The organism is Pseudomonas sp. GW821-FHT02H09, assembly GCF_059421425.1.
Genome location: NZ_JBWKVA010000011.1, coordinates 127459 through 146312 on the forward strand (window position 1 = coordinate 127459; position 18854 = coordinate 146312).

The following is an 18854-nucleotide window of genomic DNA, read 5'->3' on the forward strand; positions in this document are numbered from 1 at the left end:
GAACCCATGCAAAAGCACTCGCTGGCAGGTATTGTGCAGCCAATGCTTAAGGTTTGAATGGGGGAGCAAGCATGGACAGAGTCATGGTCATCACCGGCGGCGGCCGCGGTATCGGCGCGGCCACTGCACTTCTGGCAGCGCAGCAGGGTTATCGGATCTGCATCAATTACCAGGCGGACGAGCTGGCCGCTCAGCAGGTGCTCGAGCAAGTCCGCGCGCTGGGTGTCCAGGCGATTGCCGTGCGCGCCGATGTCAGTATCGAAGACGAAGTCATCGGCCTGTTCCATCGGGTCGATACCGAACTGGGTCGGGTGACGGCACTGGTCAGCAACGCGGGCACCGTGGGGCACAAATCCCGGGTCGATCAAATGTCCGAGTTTCGTATTCTCAAAGTCATGAAAACCAATGTGCTGGGGCCGATTCTCTGCGCCAAGCATGCGGTGTTGCGCATGTCCCCCAAACACGGCGGCCAGGGCGGCAGTATCGTCAACGTATCCTCCGTCGCCTCGCGTCTGGGCGCCCCCGGTGAGTACGTCGACTACGCGGCCTCCAAAGGCGCACTGGACAGCTTCACTATCGGTCTTTCCAAAGAAGTGGCAGGCGAGGGTATCCGCGTCAATGCGGTGCGCCCCGGCTACATCTACACCGATTTCCACGCCCTGAGCGGCGACCCGGACCGCGTCAGCAAACTCGAATCCGGCATTCCGATGGCCCGCGGCGGCCGCCCCGATGAAGTGGCCGAGGCGATTATCTGGCTACTGTCGGACAAGGCTTCCTATGCGACCGGGACTTTTGTGGATCTGGGCGGTGGGCGGTAGTTAATGATCGTTCCCACGCTCTGCGTGGGAATGCCTCACTGGACGCTCCGCGTCCGCTTCGGCAGTGACGCAGAGCGTCACGGGCTGCATTCCCACGCAGGAGCGTGGGAACGATCACACTGAACCATCAGAACGACCGCACAATCCGCCCCAGCGTTTCCATCGCCTTCTCGGCAGCCTCGTTCCAGGGGCTGCCGTAATTCAACCGAATGCAATTCCTGAACCGCCGGGTTGGCGAGAAGATCGGCCCCGGTGCGATGCTGATGCCCTGGGCCAGTGCCATCTGGAATAACTTCAATGAGTCCATCTGCGCCGGCAGTTCCAGCCACAGGAAGTAGCCGCCGGCCGGTTGGCTGACGCGGGTTTGCGCCGGGAAGTAGCGGGCGATGGCGGCGAGCATGGCGCTTTGTTGCTCTTCCAGGGCGTAACGTAGTTTGCGCAAGTGGCGGTCGTAGCCGCCGTGTTGCAAGTAGTCGGCGATGGCGGCCTGGGCAGGCATCGAGGCGCAGAGTGAGGTCATGAGTTTCAGGCGTTCGATTTTCTGTGCATAGCGCCCGGCGGCGACCCAGCCGATACGGTAGCCGGGAGCCAGGCTTTTGGCGAAGGAGCCGCAGTGCATCACCAGGCCTTCGGTGTCGAAGGCCTTGGCCGGTTTCGGTGCCTGTTGGCCGTAATAGAGTTCGGCGTAGACGTCGTCCTCGATCAGCGGCACTTGATGAGCGCGCAGCAGCTCCACAAGCTCCTGTTTCTTGGCCTCGGGCATCGTCGCGCCCATGGGGTTCTGGAAGCTGGTCATGCACCAGCAGGCCTTGATCGGGTGGCGCTCGAGGGTTTGCGCCAGGACGCCAAGGTCGATGCCGTCCCGTGGATGCACGGGGATTTCCACGGCTTTGAGCTTGAGTCGTTCCAGTACTTGCAGGCTGGCATAGAACGCCGGGGCTTCGATGGCCACCAGGTCACCGGGTTCGGTCACCGCTTGCAGGCACAGGTTCAGGGCCTCGAGGGCGCCGTTAGTGATCAGCAGCTCTTCCATGGGCAGCATCAAGCCGCCGACCATGTAGCGCAGGGCGATCTGCCGACGCAGTTGCGGGTTGCCTGGCGACATGTCGGTGACCACCATCCGTGGGTCCATTTCGCGGCTGGCGCTGGCCAGTGAACGGGCCAGACGTTGCAGCGGGAACAGGGTCGGGCTGGGGAAGGCCGAGCCGAAGGGGATGGTGGTCGGGTCCTTGATCGAATCAAGGACCGAGAACACCAGTTCGCTGACATCGACTTCAGTGGATTCGTTGACCTGGCTGCTGATCACCGGCTCCGAGAACGGGCTCGGCGCGTGGGTGTTGACGAAGTAACCGGAGCGCGGTCGGGCACGGATCAGACCGCGACGTTCCAGCAGGTAATACGCCTGGAACACCGTGGACGGGCTGACTCCATAGGTCTGGCTGGCATAGCGCACCGATGGCACGCGCTGGCCAGGGCCGAGCACCCCGCGGCGGATCAGTTCAGCGATGTCGTCAGCGAATTTTTCGTAGCGTTTCATCTAAGGCCCGGTTCAGTGTCATACAGAAATATTCGGCTGACTTCTTCTTCGCGGGCAAGCCTCGCTCCTACAGAATTGCGCACACCATGCAGGAGCGAGGCTTGCCCGCGATCGAGCGCGAAGCGCTCGCTAGAGAGTCTACCGATTCAACGGCGCAACAAAACGACTTTGCGCGACGCTGTGTACGCTCGGGTCATCGCTGTCGGTAATCATGAAGCTGATTTTTTGCGAGCTGCTGCTTGGGCGGTCAGTCGTCATCGCCACCGACACGGGGATATCCACGATCTCGCCGGGCGCCAGGCTCAGCTCCGTCTTGCCCTGCAACTGGAAGCCATCGCCATCCACCAGGGCCAGGTTGTATTGCTGGCGTTGCTGGGTCTTGTTGATGATCTTCAGGCTGTAGATGTTCTCGATCTGGCCCAGACTGTTTTCGCGGAACAGGCCACGATCCTTGCTCACATCCAGCGAGACCATCGGCCGTTCCACCAACGCCAGGGCCAATGCGCCGATCATCAGCAGCAGCACCACGGTGTAACCGACCAGTCGTGGGCGTAACAGGTGAGTCTTGCCACCTTGCAACTCATGCTCCGAGGTATAGCTGACCAGCCCGCGGGCATAGCCCATTTTGTCCATGATCGAATCGCAGGCATCGATACAGGCTGCGCAACCTATGCATTCCATCTGCAAGCCGTCACGGATATCGATACCGGTGGGGCAGACCTGCACGCACAGTTGGCAGTCGATGCAGTCACCCAGCCCAACCTCGGCCGATGCCACGCCGCGTTTGCGTGGGCCACGGTTTTCGCCGCGGGCAACATCGTAGGAAATGGTCAGGGTGTCTTTGTCGAACATCACGCTCTGAAAGCGGGCATAGGGGCACATGTGCATGCACACCGCTTCGCGCAACCAACCGGCATTGATGTACGTCGCACCGGTAAAAAACAGCACCCAGAACAGACTGACGCCACCCATTTGCAGGGTCAGCAGCTCGTTGGCCAGCGGCCGGATTGGCGTGAAGTAACCGACAAAGGTCAAGCCGGTGAGCAGGCTGATGGCCAGCCACATAGTGTGCTTGACCGAGCGGCGCATCAGTTTGTTCAGGCCCCAGGGCGCGGCTTGTAGTTTGATTCGCTGGTTGCGCTCGCCCTCGGTGACCTTTTCGCACCACATGAACAGCCAGGTAAAGGAGCTCTGAGGACAGGTATAGCCACACCAGACTCGCCCGGCGAACACGGTGATCGCGAACAAGCCAAAGGCGCAGATGATCAGTAGCGCCGAGAGCAGAATGAAATCCTGCGGCCAGAAGGTAGCACCGAAGATGTGGAATTTGCTGTCCGACAAGTCCCAGAGCACCGCCTGACGGCCACCCCAGTTCAGCCACACGGTGCCAAAGAACGCCAGGAACAAAAAGCCTGCACCGCTCACCCGCAAGGTGCGGAACAAACCGGTGAAGCTTCGGGTGTGAATCAGGTTGTCGCTGGATTTGGCCTTCATCTTTGGACGCGAAGGCTCGAATGTTTCTACTAGTCGGACGGGGATTCTATCGCTCATGGTCTTTCGCTCATCAGCCTCCATCAGGCAGCTGCACTATGACGAGCGATCTGTTTGCATAACAGACTCAGGTATCGGAATAAAAAGCGGATCAGATGAGCGCCAGACGCTTGCCTGCGACAAGTTGCAGCACCCTTGGCGTCCCCATTACAGCGACACGACAGCCCCCGACGCAGGCGCTGGCCGCTGCCTGCAATCCGGATCAGTCAAATCACCGAACCACCCTCGGTGGCCTGCGAATGCTAACGACGGTCAACCGTGCCCGCTACGGTGCCAAGTACCTTGCTGGTATTGGCGGTGCTCAGTGTGATGCCGAGGGTGGTACGGTTGCCGGAGACGGATGAGTAATAGTTCGCGCAGGCCTTATTCAGTTTCCGATAAAGGTGTGTCGTCCCCAGTCGATGGTTTCTGCAGTTCATGTTTACTGAAGTCGATGTCGTTGTTTTTGCTCAGTTGATCAAGGGTTTCTCTTAGTGACCGCTGTCTCTTTTCGGGTACGGCTCTTTCGTATGTTTTGAAGTGTTTGTTGTAGAAGTTAAGTAGCTCGTAGTTGTAGGGGGGCACAGGTCGGTCGACTATCTTTTAGTTGCTCGCGATTCAGTGCGCAGGGCAGTGCTGCTGTAGGGCGTTTATTGGAGTTTCTAAAAAATAAAGCCTGCGACTTGCAGGCTTGCCATGAATAAAGCGACGAACGGTAGGCTGTAAAAACCATCCCTCACGCAGGTCACCCATTGGTTTTCTACCTATGCTTATCGCTTCTGTTGGGCCGCTAATAGGGGGCCGCTTGAGTCGGCGGATCTTTTTCACGCGCAATTGAAATACCCATGAACATGGCCTCGTTTCTGCTTGTTGGTGACAGGAGTAAAGCGGTTGAACGTCGGCGGGTGACGATGACTGCCGATTTTGCCGAGGGTACGCCGCAGGCAAATCAGTCTGAACTTTTGTGCCTGCTCTTGGCTCGGAACCTAAGTGAGTTCATTCACAGACAGACCAGCGCCTGTGAGGCACGACCAGGCACAAGAGCGTCCAAGGGGGCGTAGGGAGAGATGCTCAATGATTGCTGAAACACCGACAGAACTTGAACACAACCCGAAATTGCCTTTGTCGCAGGCGTTGCTGTTGCCACGCATTGCGATCGAAAGCACCCAGCCTGTCATCGATGGAGGGCAGTTTGCGGCCAAAGCCCTGGTGGGCCAGCCGGTGACAGTCACCAGCAAGGTGTTCGCCGACGGGCATGACAAGCTGGCGGTCAACCTCCGTTGGCGCGCGGAGGCTGATAGCGCGTGGCAAAGCGAAGCCATGGCCGACCTCGGTAATAACGGCTGGCAAGGGCAGTTCACGGTGCCCGCCCAGGGTCGCTATGTGTTTTGCATCGAAGCCTGGATCGATCAGTTCGCCAGTTTTTGTTATGAGCTGGGCAAGAAACATATGGCCGGCGTACCGGTCAGCCTGGAGTTGCAGGAAGGACGCAACCTGGTGCAACAAGCGGTCGAGCGCAGTGAAGGGGTATTGAGCGAGCAGTTGAGCGCTTTGCATCATGAGCTCTGCGGTTTGCCGGAAACCCGGCAAGTCGCGTTGTTTGTGCATGAGTGCAGCGCTGAGCTGATGGCCCAGGCCAATCATCGTGCCTACTTGAGCATCAGCCCTGAATACCCGTTGGACGTCGAGCGTGAGCTGGCGCAGTTCGCCAGTTGGTATGAGCTGTTTCCCCGCTCGATCACCGATGACCCGGCGCGCCATGGCACGTTCAATGATGTGCACTCGCGATTGTCGATGATCCATGACATGGGCTTCGATGTTTTGTACTTTCCGCCGATCCACCCGATTGGCCGCAGCTACCGCAAAGGTCCGAACAATTCGCTGACGTGTGGTCCTGATGATCCGGGCAGCCCTTATGCCATCGGCAGCGACGAGGGCGGGCATGAGGCGATTCATTCAGAGTTGGGCAGTCGTGAAGACTTTCGCCGCCTGGTGGCCGCTGCCGCTGAACATGGGCTGCAAATCGCTCTGGATTTCGCCATCCAGTGCTCCCAGGATCACCCCTGGCTCACGCAGCGCCCAGGCTGGTTCAACTGGCGGCCGGACGGCAGCATTAAGTACGCCGAAAACCCGCCGAAGAAGTATCAGGACATCGTCAACGTCGACTTCTATGCCACCGATGCGATTCCCGGTCTGTGGATGGCGTTGCGGGATGTCGTCGTCGGCTGGGTCGAGGAGGGGGTGAAGATCTTTCGCGTCGATAACCCGCACACCAAGCCTTTGCCGTTCTGGCAGTGGATGATTGCGGATGTACGGGCGGTGTACCCCGAGGTGATTTTTCTTGCCGAGGCCTTTACCACGCCGGCGATGATGGCGCGCCTGGGCAAGGTTGGCTTTTCCCAGAGCTACACTTACTTCACCTGGCGCAACACCAAGGCTGAACTGGCGACGTATTTCACCGAGCTCAACCAGTCGCCGTGGCGCGAGTGCTTCCGCCCGAATTTCTTCGTCAATACGCCGGATATCAATCCGGCTTTTCTGCATGAGTCCGGTCGTGCCGGTTTCCTGATCCGCGCCGCGCTGGCGACCATGGGCTCGGGGCTGTGGGGTATGTACTCGGGCTTCGAGCTGTGTGAAGCCGCGCCGGTGCCGGGCAAGGAAGAGTATCTGGACTCGGAGAAATATCAGATCCGCCCCCGCGACTTCAACGCCCCCGGCAACATCATCGCCGAGATCACCCAGCTCAACCGCATACGTCGGCAAAACCCGGCACTGCACAGTCATTTGGGTTTGAAAATCTATAACGCCTGGAACGACAACATTCTGTATTTCGGCAAACGCAGCGCCGATGGCAGCAACTTCGTTCTGGTGGCGGTCAGCCTCGATCCATTCAATGTGCAAGAGGCGAACTTCGAGCTGCCGCTATGGGAGATGGGCTTACCCGACGACGCGCAAACCCGCGGCGAGGATTTGATGAACGGTCATCGGTGGACCTGGTACGGCAAAACCCAGTGGATGCGGATCGAGCCGTGGAATCAGCCGTTCGGGATCTGGCGGATATCGGCAGTGTGACGATGACGGGTTGATCGTTCCCACGCAGAGCGCTTTTGATCGTTCCCATGCGCAGCAAAGGAATGCAGCCCGTGACGCTCCGCGTCACACCAAGAGCGGACGCGGAGCGTCCGGTGAGGCATTCCCACGCAGAGCGTGGGAACGATCCGATGAGTCCAGGAGTTTCCAATGGCAAAGAAACCCAAGTCAGCAAGCTTTATCAAGGACCCGCTCTGGTACAAGGATGCGGTGATTTATCAAGTTCATATAAAATCATTTTTCGACTCCAATAACGACGGAATCGGCGATTTTCCAGGTCTGATCGCCAAGCTCGATTACATTGCCGATCTGGGTGTGAACACCCTCTGGCTGCTGCCGTTCTACCCCTCACCGCGTCGCGACGATGGTTACGACATTGCCGAGTACCGGGGCGTTCACGCCGACTACGGGACCATGGCCGACGCCAGGCGCTTTATCGCCGAGGCTCACCAGCGCGGGCTGCGGGTCATCACTGAACTGGTGATCAACCACACTTCGGACCAGCACCCGTGGTTTCAGCGGGCGCGCAAAGCCAAACCGGGATCAAAGGCGCGGGACTTTTATGTGTGGTCCGATAACGATCAGAAGTACGACGGCACGCGGATCATCTTTCTCGACACCGAAAAATCCAACTGGACCTGGGATCCGGTGGCCGGCCAGTACTTCTGGCACCGCTTCTATTCCCACCAGCCCGATCTGAATTTCGATAACCCGCAAGTCATGAAAGCCGTACTCTCGGTGATGCGCTACTGGCTGGACATGGGCATCGACGGCCTGCGGCTGGACGCCATTCCGTACCTGATCGAGCGTGACGGCACCAATAACGAGAACCTGCCCGAAACCCATCAGGTGCTCAAACAGATCCGTGCCGAGATCGACGCCAACTACCCGGACCGTATGCTGCTGGCTGAAGCCAACCAATGGCCGGAAGATACACAGCTGTATTTTGGCGATGCTGACAGCAAAGGCCAGAATGGCGACGAGTGTCACATGGCCTTTCACTTCCCGTTGATGCCACGCATGTACATGGCGTTGGCCCAGGAAGACCGTTTTCCGATCACCGACATCCTGCGTCAGACCCCGGAGATTCCCGTCAACTGCCAGTGGGCGATTTTCCTGCGCAATCACGATGAACTGACCCTGGAAATGGTCACCGACAAAGAGCGCGATTACCTGTGGAATTACTACGCGGCCGACCGTCGGGCGCGGATCAATCTGGGGATTCGTCGACGCCTGGCACCCTTGATGGAGCGTGACCGCCGTCGCATAGAGCTGCTCAACAGCCTGCTGCTGTCGATGCCGGGCACCCCGACGCTGTATTACGGTGATGAGATCGGCATGGGCGACAACATCTATCTGGGCGACCGCGACGGCGTGCGCACGCCGATGCAATGGTCGATCGACCGTAACGGTGGATTCTCGCGCGCCAATCCGGCCAGCCTGGTGCTGCCACCGATCATGGACCCGCTCTACGGCTATCTGTCGGTCAACGTCGAGACCCAGGCCGTCGATCCGCATTCATTGTTGAACTGGCATCGACGGATGCTGGCCGTTCGTAAACAGTCGAAAGCGTTCGGTCGCGGTACGCTGAAAATGCTGTCGCCGAGCAATCGACGGATTCTGGCCTATACCCGGGAATACACAGGAGCCGACGGCAAGCACGAAATTATCCTCTGCGTGGCCAACGTGTCCCGCAGTGCACAGGCCGCAGAACTGGATCTGTCGGCTTTCGCGGGCATGGTGCCGGTGGAAATGCTCGGCGGGAACGCCTTCCCGCCGATTGGCCAATTGAATTTTCTGCTGACGCTGGCTCCGTACGGTTTTTACTGGTTTGTACTGGCGGCGGAAAATCAAATGCCGAGCTGGCATGTGGAGCCGGCGCAAAGCATGCCGGACTTCACCACCCTGGTCCTGAAAGAACGCCTCGAAGAATTGCTCGAAGCGCCGTCACGCACCACCCTGGAGCAGACGTCGCTGCCGACCTGGTTGCCGAAGCGGCGTTGGTTCGCTGGCAAGGACTCGGCGATCGAACGGGTGCATATCGCCTACGGCGTGCGCTTTGGCGACCCGCAGCATCCGGTGCTGCTCAGCGAAATCGAGGTCACCAGCGATGGGCAGGCCAGTCGCTATCAGTTGCCGTTCGGTCTGTTGGCCGAGGATCAGTTCAGCACAGCCTTGGCGCAGCAGCTTGCATTGGCGCGGGTCCGGCGTGGACGACAAGTCGGTTTGATCACCGATGCCTTCAGCCTCGATACCTTTGTGCGGGCGATTTTGCAGGGCATCCAGACGCAGACCGTATTGCCGACAAACGCAGGCGAGATTCGCTTCGAGGCCACCGCCGAACTGGCCAGGCTGGGCCTGAGCGACGAAGCTGAAGTGCGATATCTGTCGGCCGAACAGTCCAACAGTTCAGTGGTGGTCGGCAGCAGTCTGGTGCTCAAACTGATCCGCAAAGTCAGCGCCGGTGTTCATCCGGAGCTGGAAATGGGGGCTTATTTGACCTCGGCGGGCTTCCCTCATATTTCACCGCTGCTCGGCTCGGTGATTCGCCGTGACGAGCAGGGCCAGGACAATCTGTTGATGATCGCACAAGGGTATCTGAGTAATCAGGGAGACGCCTGGGAGTGGACGCAGAACAACCTTGAACGGGCGATTCGCGATGAATTGGCCGAGGCTGTTTCCGAACAGGAACAGCATTACAACGCGTTGGGCGAACTGAAGGATTTCGCCGGCATGCTGGGTCAGCGCCTCGGCGAGATGCACCAGGTGTTGGCCGCGCCCAGCGATAACCCGGACTTCAGTCCGAAACCGAGTACGCTCAAGGATACGCAAGAGTGGGCCAGACACATCGGCACGCAACTGGGGTGCGCCTTGCAGATGCTCGAGCAACATCGGACCGGGCTTGGGCCTGAAGATCAGGTATTGGTCAGCCGTTTGCTGCAACACAAAGAAGCCCTGCTGAGCCACATCCAGAGCCTGGCAAAACAGACTGTCGGCGGTTTGCGTATGCGGGTACACGGTGATCTGCACCTGGGACAGGTGCTGGTGATCAAGAACGATGCCTACCTGATCGACTTCGAAGGCGAACCGGCCCGCGCATTGCATGAACGTCGTGGCAAACACAGCCCGTACAAGGATGTCAGCGGCGTGCTGCGTTCGTTCGACTATGCGGCGGCGATGGCGCTGAATGTGCAGGGTGTCGACGGCTCGGCACAGGCCCATGCCGCGCGCGAGCGTGTGACGGATCGGTATTTGAGTGAAGCGCGGCATGCCTTTGTTCAGGCATATCGGCTGGCAACGGCTAGTCTTGCTCATGCATGGCAAAACGACGAAGGTGAAGACGCCGCGCTGGCGTTGTTCTGTCTGGAGAAAGCAGCCTATGAAGTGGTGTATGAAGCCGAAAATCGACCCACTTGGCTGCCGGTGCCATTGCACGGCTTGTATGGATTATTGAGGGGGCTTAAACCCTTTTCCGACACAGAGACCAGTGGAGAGCAGTCATGAGTTTCTCAAACAGGGAACAGGGTCATTCGAGAGTGACATTGCTGCCCGGCGCAAAGGATATTGACGCCTTGGTGCGTGCCGAGCATCGCGATCCGTTTGCAATTCTGGGCCCCCATGACGATGGTGCAGGCGGGCAGATTATCCGCGCGTTTTTACCGGGTGCCCTGAGTGTTCAGGTGCTGGCCAGGGACAGTGGGGAGGTGCTCGGAAGTTTGAGCGAGGCTGATGTACCGGGTCTGTTTGTCGGGCATTTCGACCGGGCTCAGGCCTATCAGTTGCGGATCAATTGGGCTGGCGCCGAGCAGACCAGCGAAGACCCCTACAGCTTTGGCCAACTGCTCGGCGAGATGGACCTTTACCTGTTCGCCGAAGGCAACCACCGCGACCTGAGCGCCTGCCTTGGCGCGCAATTGAAGACCGTGGACGGCGTCGACGGTGTGCGCTTTGCAGTGTGGGCACCGAATGCCCGGCGGGTGTCGGTGGTGGGTGACTTCAACGTCTGGGACGGTCGTCGGCATCCCATGCGCTTGCGCCATTCCTCAGGTGTGTGGGAATTGTTTATCCCGCGCCTGCAGGCAGGCGAGGCCTACAAGTACGAAATTCTTGGTGCGGACGGGATTCTGCCGCTCAAGGCCGACCCTATGGCGCTGGCGACTCAGCTGCCGCCGGACACCGCGTCGAAAGTCGCTTCCCCGCTGAAGATCGACTGGCAAGACAACGACTGGATGCAGGCCCGAGGCGAGCGCCAGCGACCGGATGCACCGCTGTCGATCTATGAGCTGCATGCCGGCTCCTGGCAGTGCGAAGTCGACGACCTGGGTGAGGTCTCGCGCCAATATAACTGGCATGAGCTGGCCGAACGTGTGATTCCTTATGTGAAGAGTCTTGGGTTCACCCATATCGAACTGATGCCGATCATGGAGCATCCGTTCGGTGGCTCCTGGGGCTATCAGCCGTTGTCGCAGTTTGCCCCGAGTGCTCGTTACGGCTCGGCAGATGATTTCGCCGCCTTCGTCAACGCCTGCCATCAGGCGGATATCGGCGTGATTCTCGATTGGGTGCCGGCGCATTTCCCTACCGACGCCCATGGTCTGGCGCAGTTCGACGGCACGGCGCTGTATGAGTATGGTAACCCGCTGGAAGGCTTCCATCAGGACTGGGACACGCTGATCTACAACCTGGGTCGCACCGAGGTTCACGGATTCATGCTGGCTTCGGCGCTGCACTGGCTCAAGCATTACCATGTCGACGGTTTGCGCGTGGATGCAGTGGCCTCGATGCTCTACCGCGACTACTCACGCAATGCGGGCGAGTGGGTGCCCAATCGTCATGGTGGTCGCGAGAACCTGGAAGCCATCGATTTTGTTCGCCACCTGAACGACGTGATTGCCCTGGAGGCACCGGGTGCACTGATGATTGCCGAGGAGTCCACGGCCTGGCCTGGTGTGAGTCAGGGCACTCAGCAGGGTGGGCTGGGTTTCGCGTACAAATGGAACATGGGCTGGATGCACGACTCGCTGCACTACATTCAGCAGGATCCGGTGTACCGCGCTCACCATCACAACGAGTTGAGCTTCGGCCTGGTTTACGCTTGGTCCGAGCGTTTCATCCTGCCGATTTCCCATGACGAAGTGGTGCACGGCAAGCATTCGCTGATCGACAAAATGCCCGGTGATCGCTGGCAGAAATTCGCCAACCTGCGGGCTTACCTGACGTTCATGTGGACGCATCCGGGCAAGAAGCTGCTGTTCATGGGGTGCGAGTTCGGCCAATGGCGGGAGTGGAATCACGATCAGCAGCTTGATTGGTATTTGCTGCAGTACCCGGAGCACAGAGGTGTGCAGAAACTGGTGACAGACCTCAACCGGCTGTACCGCGAGGAGCCGGCACTGCACGATCAGGACGATGCGCCGCAGGGTTTCCAGTGGTTGATCGGTGATGACGCGATCAACAGCGTCTACGCCTGGTTGCGCTGGAGCAAGCAAGGGCGCCCGGTGCTGGTGGTGGCCAACTTCACGCCGGTGCCTCGTCAGGCCTATCGGATCGGTGTGCCCTTTGCCGGGCGCTGGAGCGAGGTGCTCAACAGCGATGCCGACACCTATGCCGGCTCCAACTATGGCAACGGTGGCGGCGTTATCACCGAGGAGGAGCCCAGCCATGGTCAGGAGTTGTCGCTGGTGTTGAATCTGCCGCCGTTGGCGGTGTTGATCTTGCGGCCGGAGGGTTGAGCGGGCGATAGCGGCCGCTGTGTAATCATTCGCGGGCAATTGTGGCGAGGGGCAAGCCCTACTGCCGGTAAGTTAAGGAAATGAGGTCTCTGTAGGAGCGAGCCTGCTCGCGATGGACGTTAACGATGACGCGTGTTTTCTGAATAAACGCGTCGCCCTTGAGTCCATCGCGAGCAGGCTCGCTCCTACAGGGGCAGCGCTCGCTTAACTTACCGGCAGTAGGGCAAGCCCCCTCGCCACAGGCTTTCACCAACGCATCTGCACACCCAGGACGCCGATCAAGCCGTTGAGGGCATTGGTGTCGACGTCGCTGCTGTAATCGGCGCTCATATAAAGGTTCACAGTGGGCGAGACCTTGGCTATCAGACCAAGGCCCAGTTCAACGGTGGAGGAGTTGCGGCTATTGCTGATCTTGTCGACCTGGCCGAGAGTCAGCGTGTCAGTGCTGTTTACCGTGTGCCACAAGTCGGTCCGCACGTAGGGTTCGATCGGCAGCCCGCTAATCTGGTAGTTACCTTTCAAGCGCGCACCAACCCGGCCACTCCAGGAGGTCAAGTCGCTGGACGAGTAGTTGCCACTTCCGGCATTCGGGGTGTCCAGGCTAATTCGTTGGTTGATCAACTGCGCCTGGGGTTCGACTACCCAGTTTTCGTTGATGCCGATGGGAAATCCGCCTTCGACCGACAGGGTCACCGCGCTACCTTCGGTCGCTTGCCGTGCGCCCTGATCGGTGCGGCTGTAGCCGTTGACCCGGCCACCGCTTGCGGTCAAATCCACATGCCAGCCCTGCGAACCGGTCAGGCTCCAGTAGGCGCCGAGGCTCGAGCCTTGTAGATCGAGGCTATCGTTACGGGGGGCGGCCATGGCGCGGGTAATCACAATGCCATTGCTGTTGGTCTGGAACTGGCTCTGACCACCCAGCAAGCCGACACGTTGGGTGTGCCCGCTATCGTTTTGCACGGTGTAGAGCGCTGGTCCCTTGAGAAGGCCATCGACGTTGCCGGAAGACTGGGAGGTGAGGTAGTCGGTTTCAGCCTGTCTGGAGGCTTGACCATACACGCGCTCCCATGCAGCGGGCGCGGCCTCGTAAACAGTCAACGGGTGAGTGTCGAGGGTGGGGTTTGTAGTGTAACGGCCAGTGAACATCGAGTCAGGTGTTGGCAAGGTAAACGCTGGAACGTCCTGGCGATACCAGGGGATCGACTCATCATCGGCGGAGGCTGCCTGAACCTCCATGGCAGAGCACAGCAGCAGTGAAGTCGAAACGGTGTAAATAGTGATTTTGATCTCTTGTGAGGTGATGGAAATTTTCATGGAGGTCTACCTTGCAATGGCATGCCTTATCTCGCTTTGGCGTCTCTCCTACCCCGAATGAGGGGCGACCGAATTTATTGGGGCAAAGCCCTGTCGGCCTGCTTGCGCGGGCGTTTGGAGGCTTGCCCCTGATGGTATTTCCGGGGGTAGTAAGGTGAAGCTAAGAAGACCCTTGACGTTGCGTCAAGAAATTGGACGATGGGCGGTATGGTTAATTTAGAGTCGTCAAATTATTGATATTTATACATTCTCTAAGCTCTTGTTTGTACGTCAAATCATTTTCCAGGACGCTGGCTAGAGCCTTTTGTCGGGTAGCTATTAGACTACCGGACTACCCTGACACCCGGATCGCCGACGGTGCCGACTCGGCTAAAATGATCGGCTTCGGGTTGTTAGAAGTGCACTTCAACTGCCAATGGCAAGTGATCGGAAAGATGCGTCCACGGCCTGTGACTGAGAATCTTCGGCTCGTGGCTGCTGGCATTGCGCAGGTAAATACGGTCCAGACGCAGCAGTGGCCAGCGTGCCGGATAGGTCTTGGCCGGGCGCCCGAGATGGCGCTCGAAGGCTTCATGCAGATAGTCGCGCCGGGCGAGGGTGGCGTTGCCTTGCAACTGCCAATCGTTGAAGTCGCCAGCGATGATGACCGGCGCATCGTCGGGTAGCGATTCGAGCAGTTGACAGAGCAGGGCCAGCTGCAACTGACGATGGCTTTCCAGCAAACTCAAATGCACGCAGATCGCATGAACTTCGTTATGCCCCGGCACTTCCAGCACACAATGCAGCAGCCCGCGACGTTCGGGGCCGGTGATGGATACGTCGAGATTGCGGTGTTGCCTGATTGGGTATTTCGACAACAGGGCGTTGCCGTGATGGCCGTCCGGATAGACCGCGTTGCGTCCATAGGCAAAGTCCTTCCACATGCTGTCAGCGAGAAACTCGTACTGTGACTGCTGCGGCCAATTGAAGTAGCGCGAGGCGTGGCGGTCGTGCTCGCCCAGCACCTCTTGCAAAAACACCAGGTCCGCCGAGGTGCTGCGAACCGCTTCGCGCAATTCTGGCAGGATGAAGCGCCGGTTGAAGGCCGTGAAGCCCTTGTGGGTGTTGACCGTCAGAACTCTCAGGCGATGAATCACCGATGGGTTGCTGGTTGATGCCGGGCTGACGGGGCGCCTGTCTGATTCGTTGCTCACGGTCGCTCCTCTGATTCAGGGCTGATGACTTATGCGACTGATGCTTTGCCCGACAGTTCAGCGTTTACCGGTGTATTGATCCGCGCTTGCATCGATTACACAAACACGATCTCGTATGGCAGGCGCATGCGCTCCAGGATGACCCGCGGCAGCATCGGTGCGATACCGATAGCGGGCTCGCCATCCAGTTGGCTGGCGTAGGCATGGGTCGCATGACTTTTTCGGGCCACGGTCCAGGTGTTCAGACGAATCTTACGCGCCCGTTGCCAGGGAATCAGGCCTTGTTCGCGGACCGGCCAGTGCCAGGCCCAGACCGGTACTTCATGAAAGTGCGCGTCGACCATCGCCGCGGCCTTGGCGCTGGCCCGGCCAACGGTGTCATGGTCGACATCGCCATCTTCACGCCAGGTGCTGAAGACCACATCACCAGGTCGCAAATAGCGCGCTATGAACTGGGTCAGCTGATGCTCGCATTCGCCCAGGGCGTTGTCGGTGAAGCCGCCGCGGATCCACTTCAGGCTGTGCATCGGCAGCCCCAGACGCCGGAGGGCTTCGACGCTTTCCTGCGGGCGGAATACGCTCAGGCGCTTGGCCGACCATAGGTTCGAGCCCGGATGACTGGCACTGCCGTCGGTGATCGAGATCAGTTGCAAGGGGTGGCCCAGACTGGCCAATAGCTGTAACAGACCACCGCAGGTCACCACCTCGTCGCCGGGGTGAGGAGCGATCACGACCGCGCGAGCGCCTGGCGGGACCAGCATGCTGGTACTGATGACCGGGATATTTTCCAGCTCGAGCGCACTGTTCCATATCTGCGCAGGGAGGGTGCTGTCGGGGAGGGAGACAGGTTTCATTGGCGTCACGTCCTTGTTTTGATACCGCAGCCAGTCTTGAACGGTGGCTTGTGGTCAATCCTCTGCACGCCGGTGATGACGTGTCGATAGAGGTTTGCTGGCGCTCCGAGTCCTGGATCGCCGCGAGCTGAGTATTGCTCATACTCCGGGTTAAGTCTCCCTTGTATGAAGAACCGGTCGCAGTTTTTTTATACCGGCAGGATCAATGCCTTCAACTGCGATTTCAATCTTCTTCCTCATGCTGCAGCTCGAACAGCAGTAGCGAGCGGCCGGTTACCGAGTATTGGTGATCGAAGTCCAGGCGCTCCTGGCCTCGAATCGACGGTTGGTTGGTGTCCACCATACAGGTCCAGAAACCGCCGTCAGGCACTTGCGGGAGACGAAAATTGACCACGTCGTGATGGGCGTTGACCACCAGTAACAAGGTCGCGTCTGCGCCCGGGCGGCGAATGCCGGTCTCCTGGGCGCGGCCGTCGAGCAACATGCCCAGGCAGCGGCCGTGGCTCTCTTCCCATTGTTCGGTGGTCATTTCACCACCGTGCGGCGCGAGCCAGGTGACGTCCTTGACGCCGATGTCCTCGTTGTAATTGCCCACCAGAAAGCGTCCGCGACGCAGGACCGGATAGGCCAGGCGCAGCTTTATCAGGCGTTTGACGAACTTGAGCAACGACTTGCCGTCTTCGTCCAGGTCCCAGTTGACCCAGCCGATTTCGCTGTCCTGGCAGTAGGCGTTGTTGTTGCCGTGCTGGGTGCGGGCGAATTCGTCGCCGGCCACCAGCATCGGTGTGCCTTGGGACAGCAACAGGGTGGCAACCAAGTTGCGCATCTGGCGCGCGCGCAGAGCGTTGATTTCAGGGTCGTCAGTCGGGCCTTCCACGCCGTGGTTCCAGGACAGGTTGTTGTTGCTGCCGTCCTGATTGTTCTCGTCGTTGGCCTCGTTGTGTTTGTCGTTGTAGGACACCAGGTCGTACAGGGTGAAACCATCGTGGGCGGTGATGAAATTGAGCGACGTATAAGGCCGACGGCCGCGCTGATTGAACAATTCGCCGGAGGCGGTCATGCGTGCGGCGAAGTCTGCGAGCTGGCCGTCGTCGCCTTTCCAGAACGCCCGGACGGTATCGCGAAAGCGGTCGTTCCACTCGACCCAACCCGGAGGGAAACGACCGACCTGATAACCACCGGGACCGATGTCCCAAGGCTCGGCGATCATTTTTACCTGACGTAGCACCGGATCCTGGCGGCAGGCAACGAGGAAGCTGTGGCGTTCGTTGAAGCCATTGTGATAACGCCCGAGAATGGTCGCCAGGTCAAAACGAAAGCCGTCCACGTGCATCTCCGTGGCCCAGTAGCGCAGTGAGTCGGTGACCATCTGCAGCACGCAAGGGTGACTCAGGTCCAGGGTGTTGCCAGTCCCGGAATCATTGATGTAGAAGCGTTTGTCGTCCGGATTCAAGCGGTAGTAAGAGGCGTTGTCGATGCCACGCATGGACAGGGTCGGGCCTTGCTCGTTGCCTTCGGCCGTGTGGTTGTAGACTACGTCGAGAATCACTTCCAGATTGGCTTCGTGCAGGTGCGCAACCATTTCCTTGAGCTCGGCGATCTTGCCACTGGCCAGGTACCGCGGGTCCGGGGCGAAGAAAGCGATGCTGTTGTAGCCCCAGTAATTGGTCATGCCCTTGTGCAGCAGATGCTGGTCGTTGACGAAGGCATGGATCGGCATCAATTCGACCGACGACACACCGAGTTTGCGGATATGTTCCACAACGTCGTCGACCATCAGCCCGGCGAACGTGCCGCGCAGGTTCTCGGGGACGCCAGGGTGTCTCATGGTCATGCCGCGCACGTGAGCTTCGTAAATGATCGTCCGGTCCCACGGTACACTGATGCGATGATCGTGCCCCCAGGTGTGGGCCGGGTCGATGACCTTGCACTTGGGCACGAACGGCGCGCTGTCACGTTCGTCGAAACTCAGGTCAGCGTCAGGGTGGCCGATAGTAAAGCCGAATAATGCCTCGGACCATTTCAACCTGCCCACCAGTTGCTTGGCGTACGGGTCAATCAGCAGCTTGTTGTGGTTGAAACGATGACCGTTTTGCGGATCGTAGGCGCCGTAGACGCGGTAGCCGTAAATCAGGCCGGGATGGGCATCGGGCAGATAGCCGTGGAAAATTTCGTCGGTGTATTCCGGCAGCTCGATGCGTTCAAGCTCTACTTCGCCGGTGTCGTCGAACAGGCACAGTTCGACCCTGGTTGCGTTGGCGGAGAACAGCGCAAAATTGACCCCAAGGCCATCCCAGGTGGCGCCCAGCGGAAAGGGCAAGCCTTCACGGATACGTGAAGCCACTGCGTGAAGCTCGGGCGCGGCTTTATGTGGCTTGGCCATAGGTGCTCCTGCAAATGAGTTCGATGTTCCGCTCTGGCGTTTTTTGCAGGGAGAACGAACCCATCGTGGCGAGCCAGCTCGCCACACAAAAATGCATGGATAGCATGGGCTGTTATGACGTCACTTGACTGCTGGTTTACGCGGTGCTCGTGGTTTTTTCACGGTAGCCGGTTTCTCACCCGCTGGCACCACTACCGGCGCAGCAGCGGAGGGCGTGGCTTTGGGTTTGGCCTTGGTCGTACTGGTTTTAGGTGGTTTGCTCGGGACCAGGGCTTCGGCTTCTGCCAGCTTGCACGCCATCTCCCAATGGCGGGCTTCCTGGCCATCAGGTTTACCTTCGGACTCCCAGATTTGATAGGCAAATTCACGGACGCGTTTTTCGTCGGTACTCATCGTAATGCTC

General features: G+C 59.1%; 11 protein-coding genes. 4 read left to right on the forward strand and 7 right to left on the reverse strand.

What is annotated here, in order from left to right:
* Positions 1–71 precede the first annotated feature (71 nt).
* On the forward strand, positions 72–818 hold the full coding sequence (locus AC07VR_RS16820; protein ID WP_494991504.1) for an SDR family oxidoreductase: 747 nt from the start codon (positions 72–74) through the stop codon (positions 816–818).
* 127 nt (positions 819–945) lie between these two features.
* Here the strand turns inward: AC07VR_RS16820 and mapR are convergent, their stop codons facing one another.
* Both mapR and ccoG read right to left on the reverse strand, forming a co-directional pair.
* Positions 946–2355: a GntR family transcriptional regulator MpaR gene (mapR, locus tag AC07VR_RS16825; protein WP_495011894.1), complete on the reverse strand. Its 1410-nt coding sequence runs from the start codon at positions 2353–2355 to the stop codon at positions 946–948.
* A 138-nt stretch (positions 2356–2493) separates the two neighbouring features.
* A complete protein-coding gene (gene ccoG / locus AC07VR_RS16830) occupies positions 2494–3906 on the reverse strand; it encodes a cytochrome c oxidase accessory protein CcoG (RefSeq protein ID WP_494991506.1) in 1413 nt (470 codons plus the stop codon).
* 1053 nt (positions 3907–4959) lie between these two features.
* Here ccoG and AC07VR_RS16835 point away from each other — a divergent pair.
* The 3 genes from AC07VR_RS16835 (at position 4960) to glgB (ending at position 12707) form a co-directional block, all read left to right on the forward strand.
* Entirely contained in the window at positions 4960–6957 is a 1998-nt protein-coding gene (locus AC07VR_RS16835; RefSeq protein WP_495011895.1) for an alpha-1,4-glucan--maltose-1-phosphate maltosyltransferase, read from the forward strand.
* 168 nt (positions 6958–7125) lie between these two features.
* Entirely contained in the window at positions 7126–10479 is a 3354-nt protein-coding gene (gene treS / locus AC07VR_RS16840; RefSeq protein ID WP_495011896.1) for a maltose alpha-D-glucosyltransferase, read from the forward strand.
* Entirely contained in the window at positions 10476–12707 is a 2232-nt protein-coding gene (gene glgB / locus AC07VR_RS16845) for a 1,4-alpha-glucan branching protein GlgB (RefSeq protein ID WP_495011897.1), read from the forward strand. Before treS ends, glgB begins: the two co-directional genes overlap by 4 nt.
* Positions 12708–12953: 246 nt before the next feature.
* On the opposite strand, the gene AC07VR_RS16850 is transcribed toward glgB, so the two are convergent.
* The 5 genes from AC07VR_RS16850 to AC07VR_RS16870 form a co-directional block, all read right to left on the reverse strand.
* Positions 12954–14021 (reverse strand): autotransporter domain-containing protein, encoded by a 1068-nt coding sequence (locus AC07VR_RS16850; protein ID WP_495011898.1) that lies wholly within the window; start codon positions 14019–14021, stop codon positions 12954–12956.
* A gap of 392 nt (positions 14022–14413) precedes the next feature.
* Entirely contained in the window at positions 14414–15214 is an 801-nt protein-coding gene (locus AC07VR_RS16855; protein ID WP_494991512.1) for an endonuclease/exonuclease/phosphatase family protein, read from the reverse strand.
* Between the two features lie 95 nt (positions 15215–15309).
* Positions 15310–16068, reverse strand: coding sequence for a PIG-L deacetylase family protein (locus tag AC07VR_RS16860; protein ID WP_494991513.1), 759 nt, complete (start codon positions 16066–16068; stop codon positions 15310–15312).
* Between the two features lie 223 nt (positions 16069–16291).
* Positions 16292–18451, reverse strand: a complete 2160-nt coding sequence (gene glgX / locus AC07VR_RS16865; RefSeq protein WP_494991514.1) for a glycogen debranching protein GlgX — start codon at positions 18449–18451, stop codon at positions 16292–16294.
* A gap of 120 nt (positions 18452–18571) precedes the next feature.
* Entirely contained in the window at positions 18572–18844 is a 273-nt protein-coding gene (locus tag AC07VR_RS16870; protein ID WP_494991515.1) for a DUF2934 domain-containing protein, read from the reverse strand.
* Positions 18845–18854 lie beyond the last annotated feature (10 nt).

Excerpts from the sequence above, each read along its gene's own strand:
- AC07VR_RS16850 (WP_495011898.1), bottom strand. The coding sequence starts at position 14,021 with ATGAAAATTTCCATCACCTCACAAGAGATCAAAATCACTATTTACACC.
- AC07VR_RS16870 (WP_494991515.1), bottom strand. The coding sequence starts at position 18,844 with ATGAGTACCGACGAAAAACGCGTCCGTGAATTTGCCTATCAAATCTGG.
- ccoG (WP_494991506.1), bottom strand. The coding sequence starts at position 3,906 with ATGAGCGATAGAATCCCCGTCCGACTAGTAGAAACATTCGAGCCTTCG.
- glgX (WP_494991514.1), bottom strand. The coding sequence starts at position 18,451 with ATGGCCAAGCCACATAAAGCCGCGCCCGAGCTTCACGCAGTGGCTTCA.
- AC07VR_RS16820 (WP_494991504.1), top strand. The coding sequence starts at position 72 with ATGGACAGAGTCATGGTCATCACCGGCGGCGGCCGCGGTATCGGCGCG.
- AC07VR_RS16860 (WP_494991513.1), bottom strand. The coding sequence starts at position 16,068 with ATGAAACCTGTCTCCCTCCCCGACAGCACCCTCCCTGCGCAGATATGG.
- treS (WP_495011896.1), top strand. The coding sequence starts at position 7,126 with ATGGCAAAGAAACCCAAGTCAGCAAGCTTTATCAAGGACCCGCTCTGG.
- mapR (WP_495011894.1), bottom strand. The coding sequence starts at position 2,355 with ATGAAACGCTACGAAAAATTCGCTGACGACATCGCTGAACTGATCCGC.
- glgB (WP_495011897.1), top strand. The coding sequence starts at position 10,476 with ATGAGTTTCTCAAACAGGGAACAGGGTCATTCGAGAGTGACATTGCTG.
- AC07VR_RS16835 (WP_495011895.1), top strand. The coding sequence starts at position 4,960 with ATGATTGCTGAAACACCGACAGAACTTGAACACAACCCGAAATTGCCT.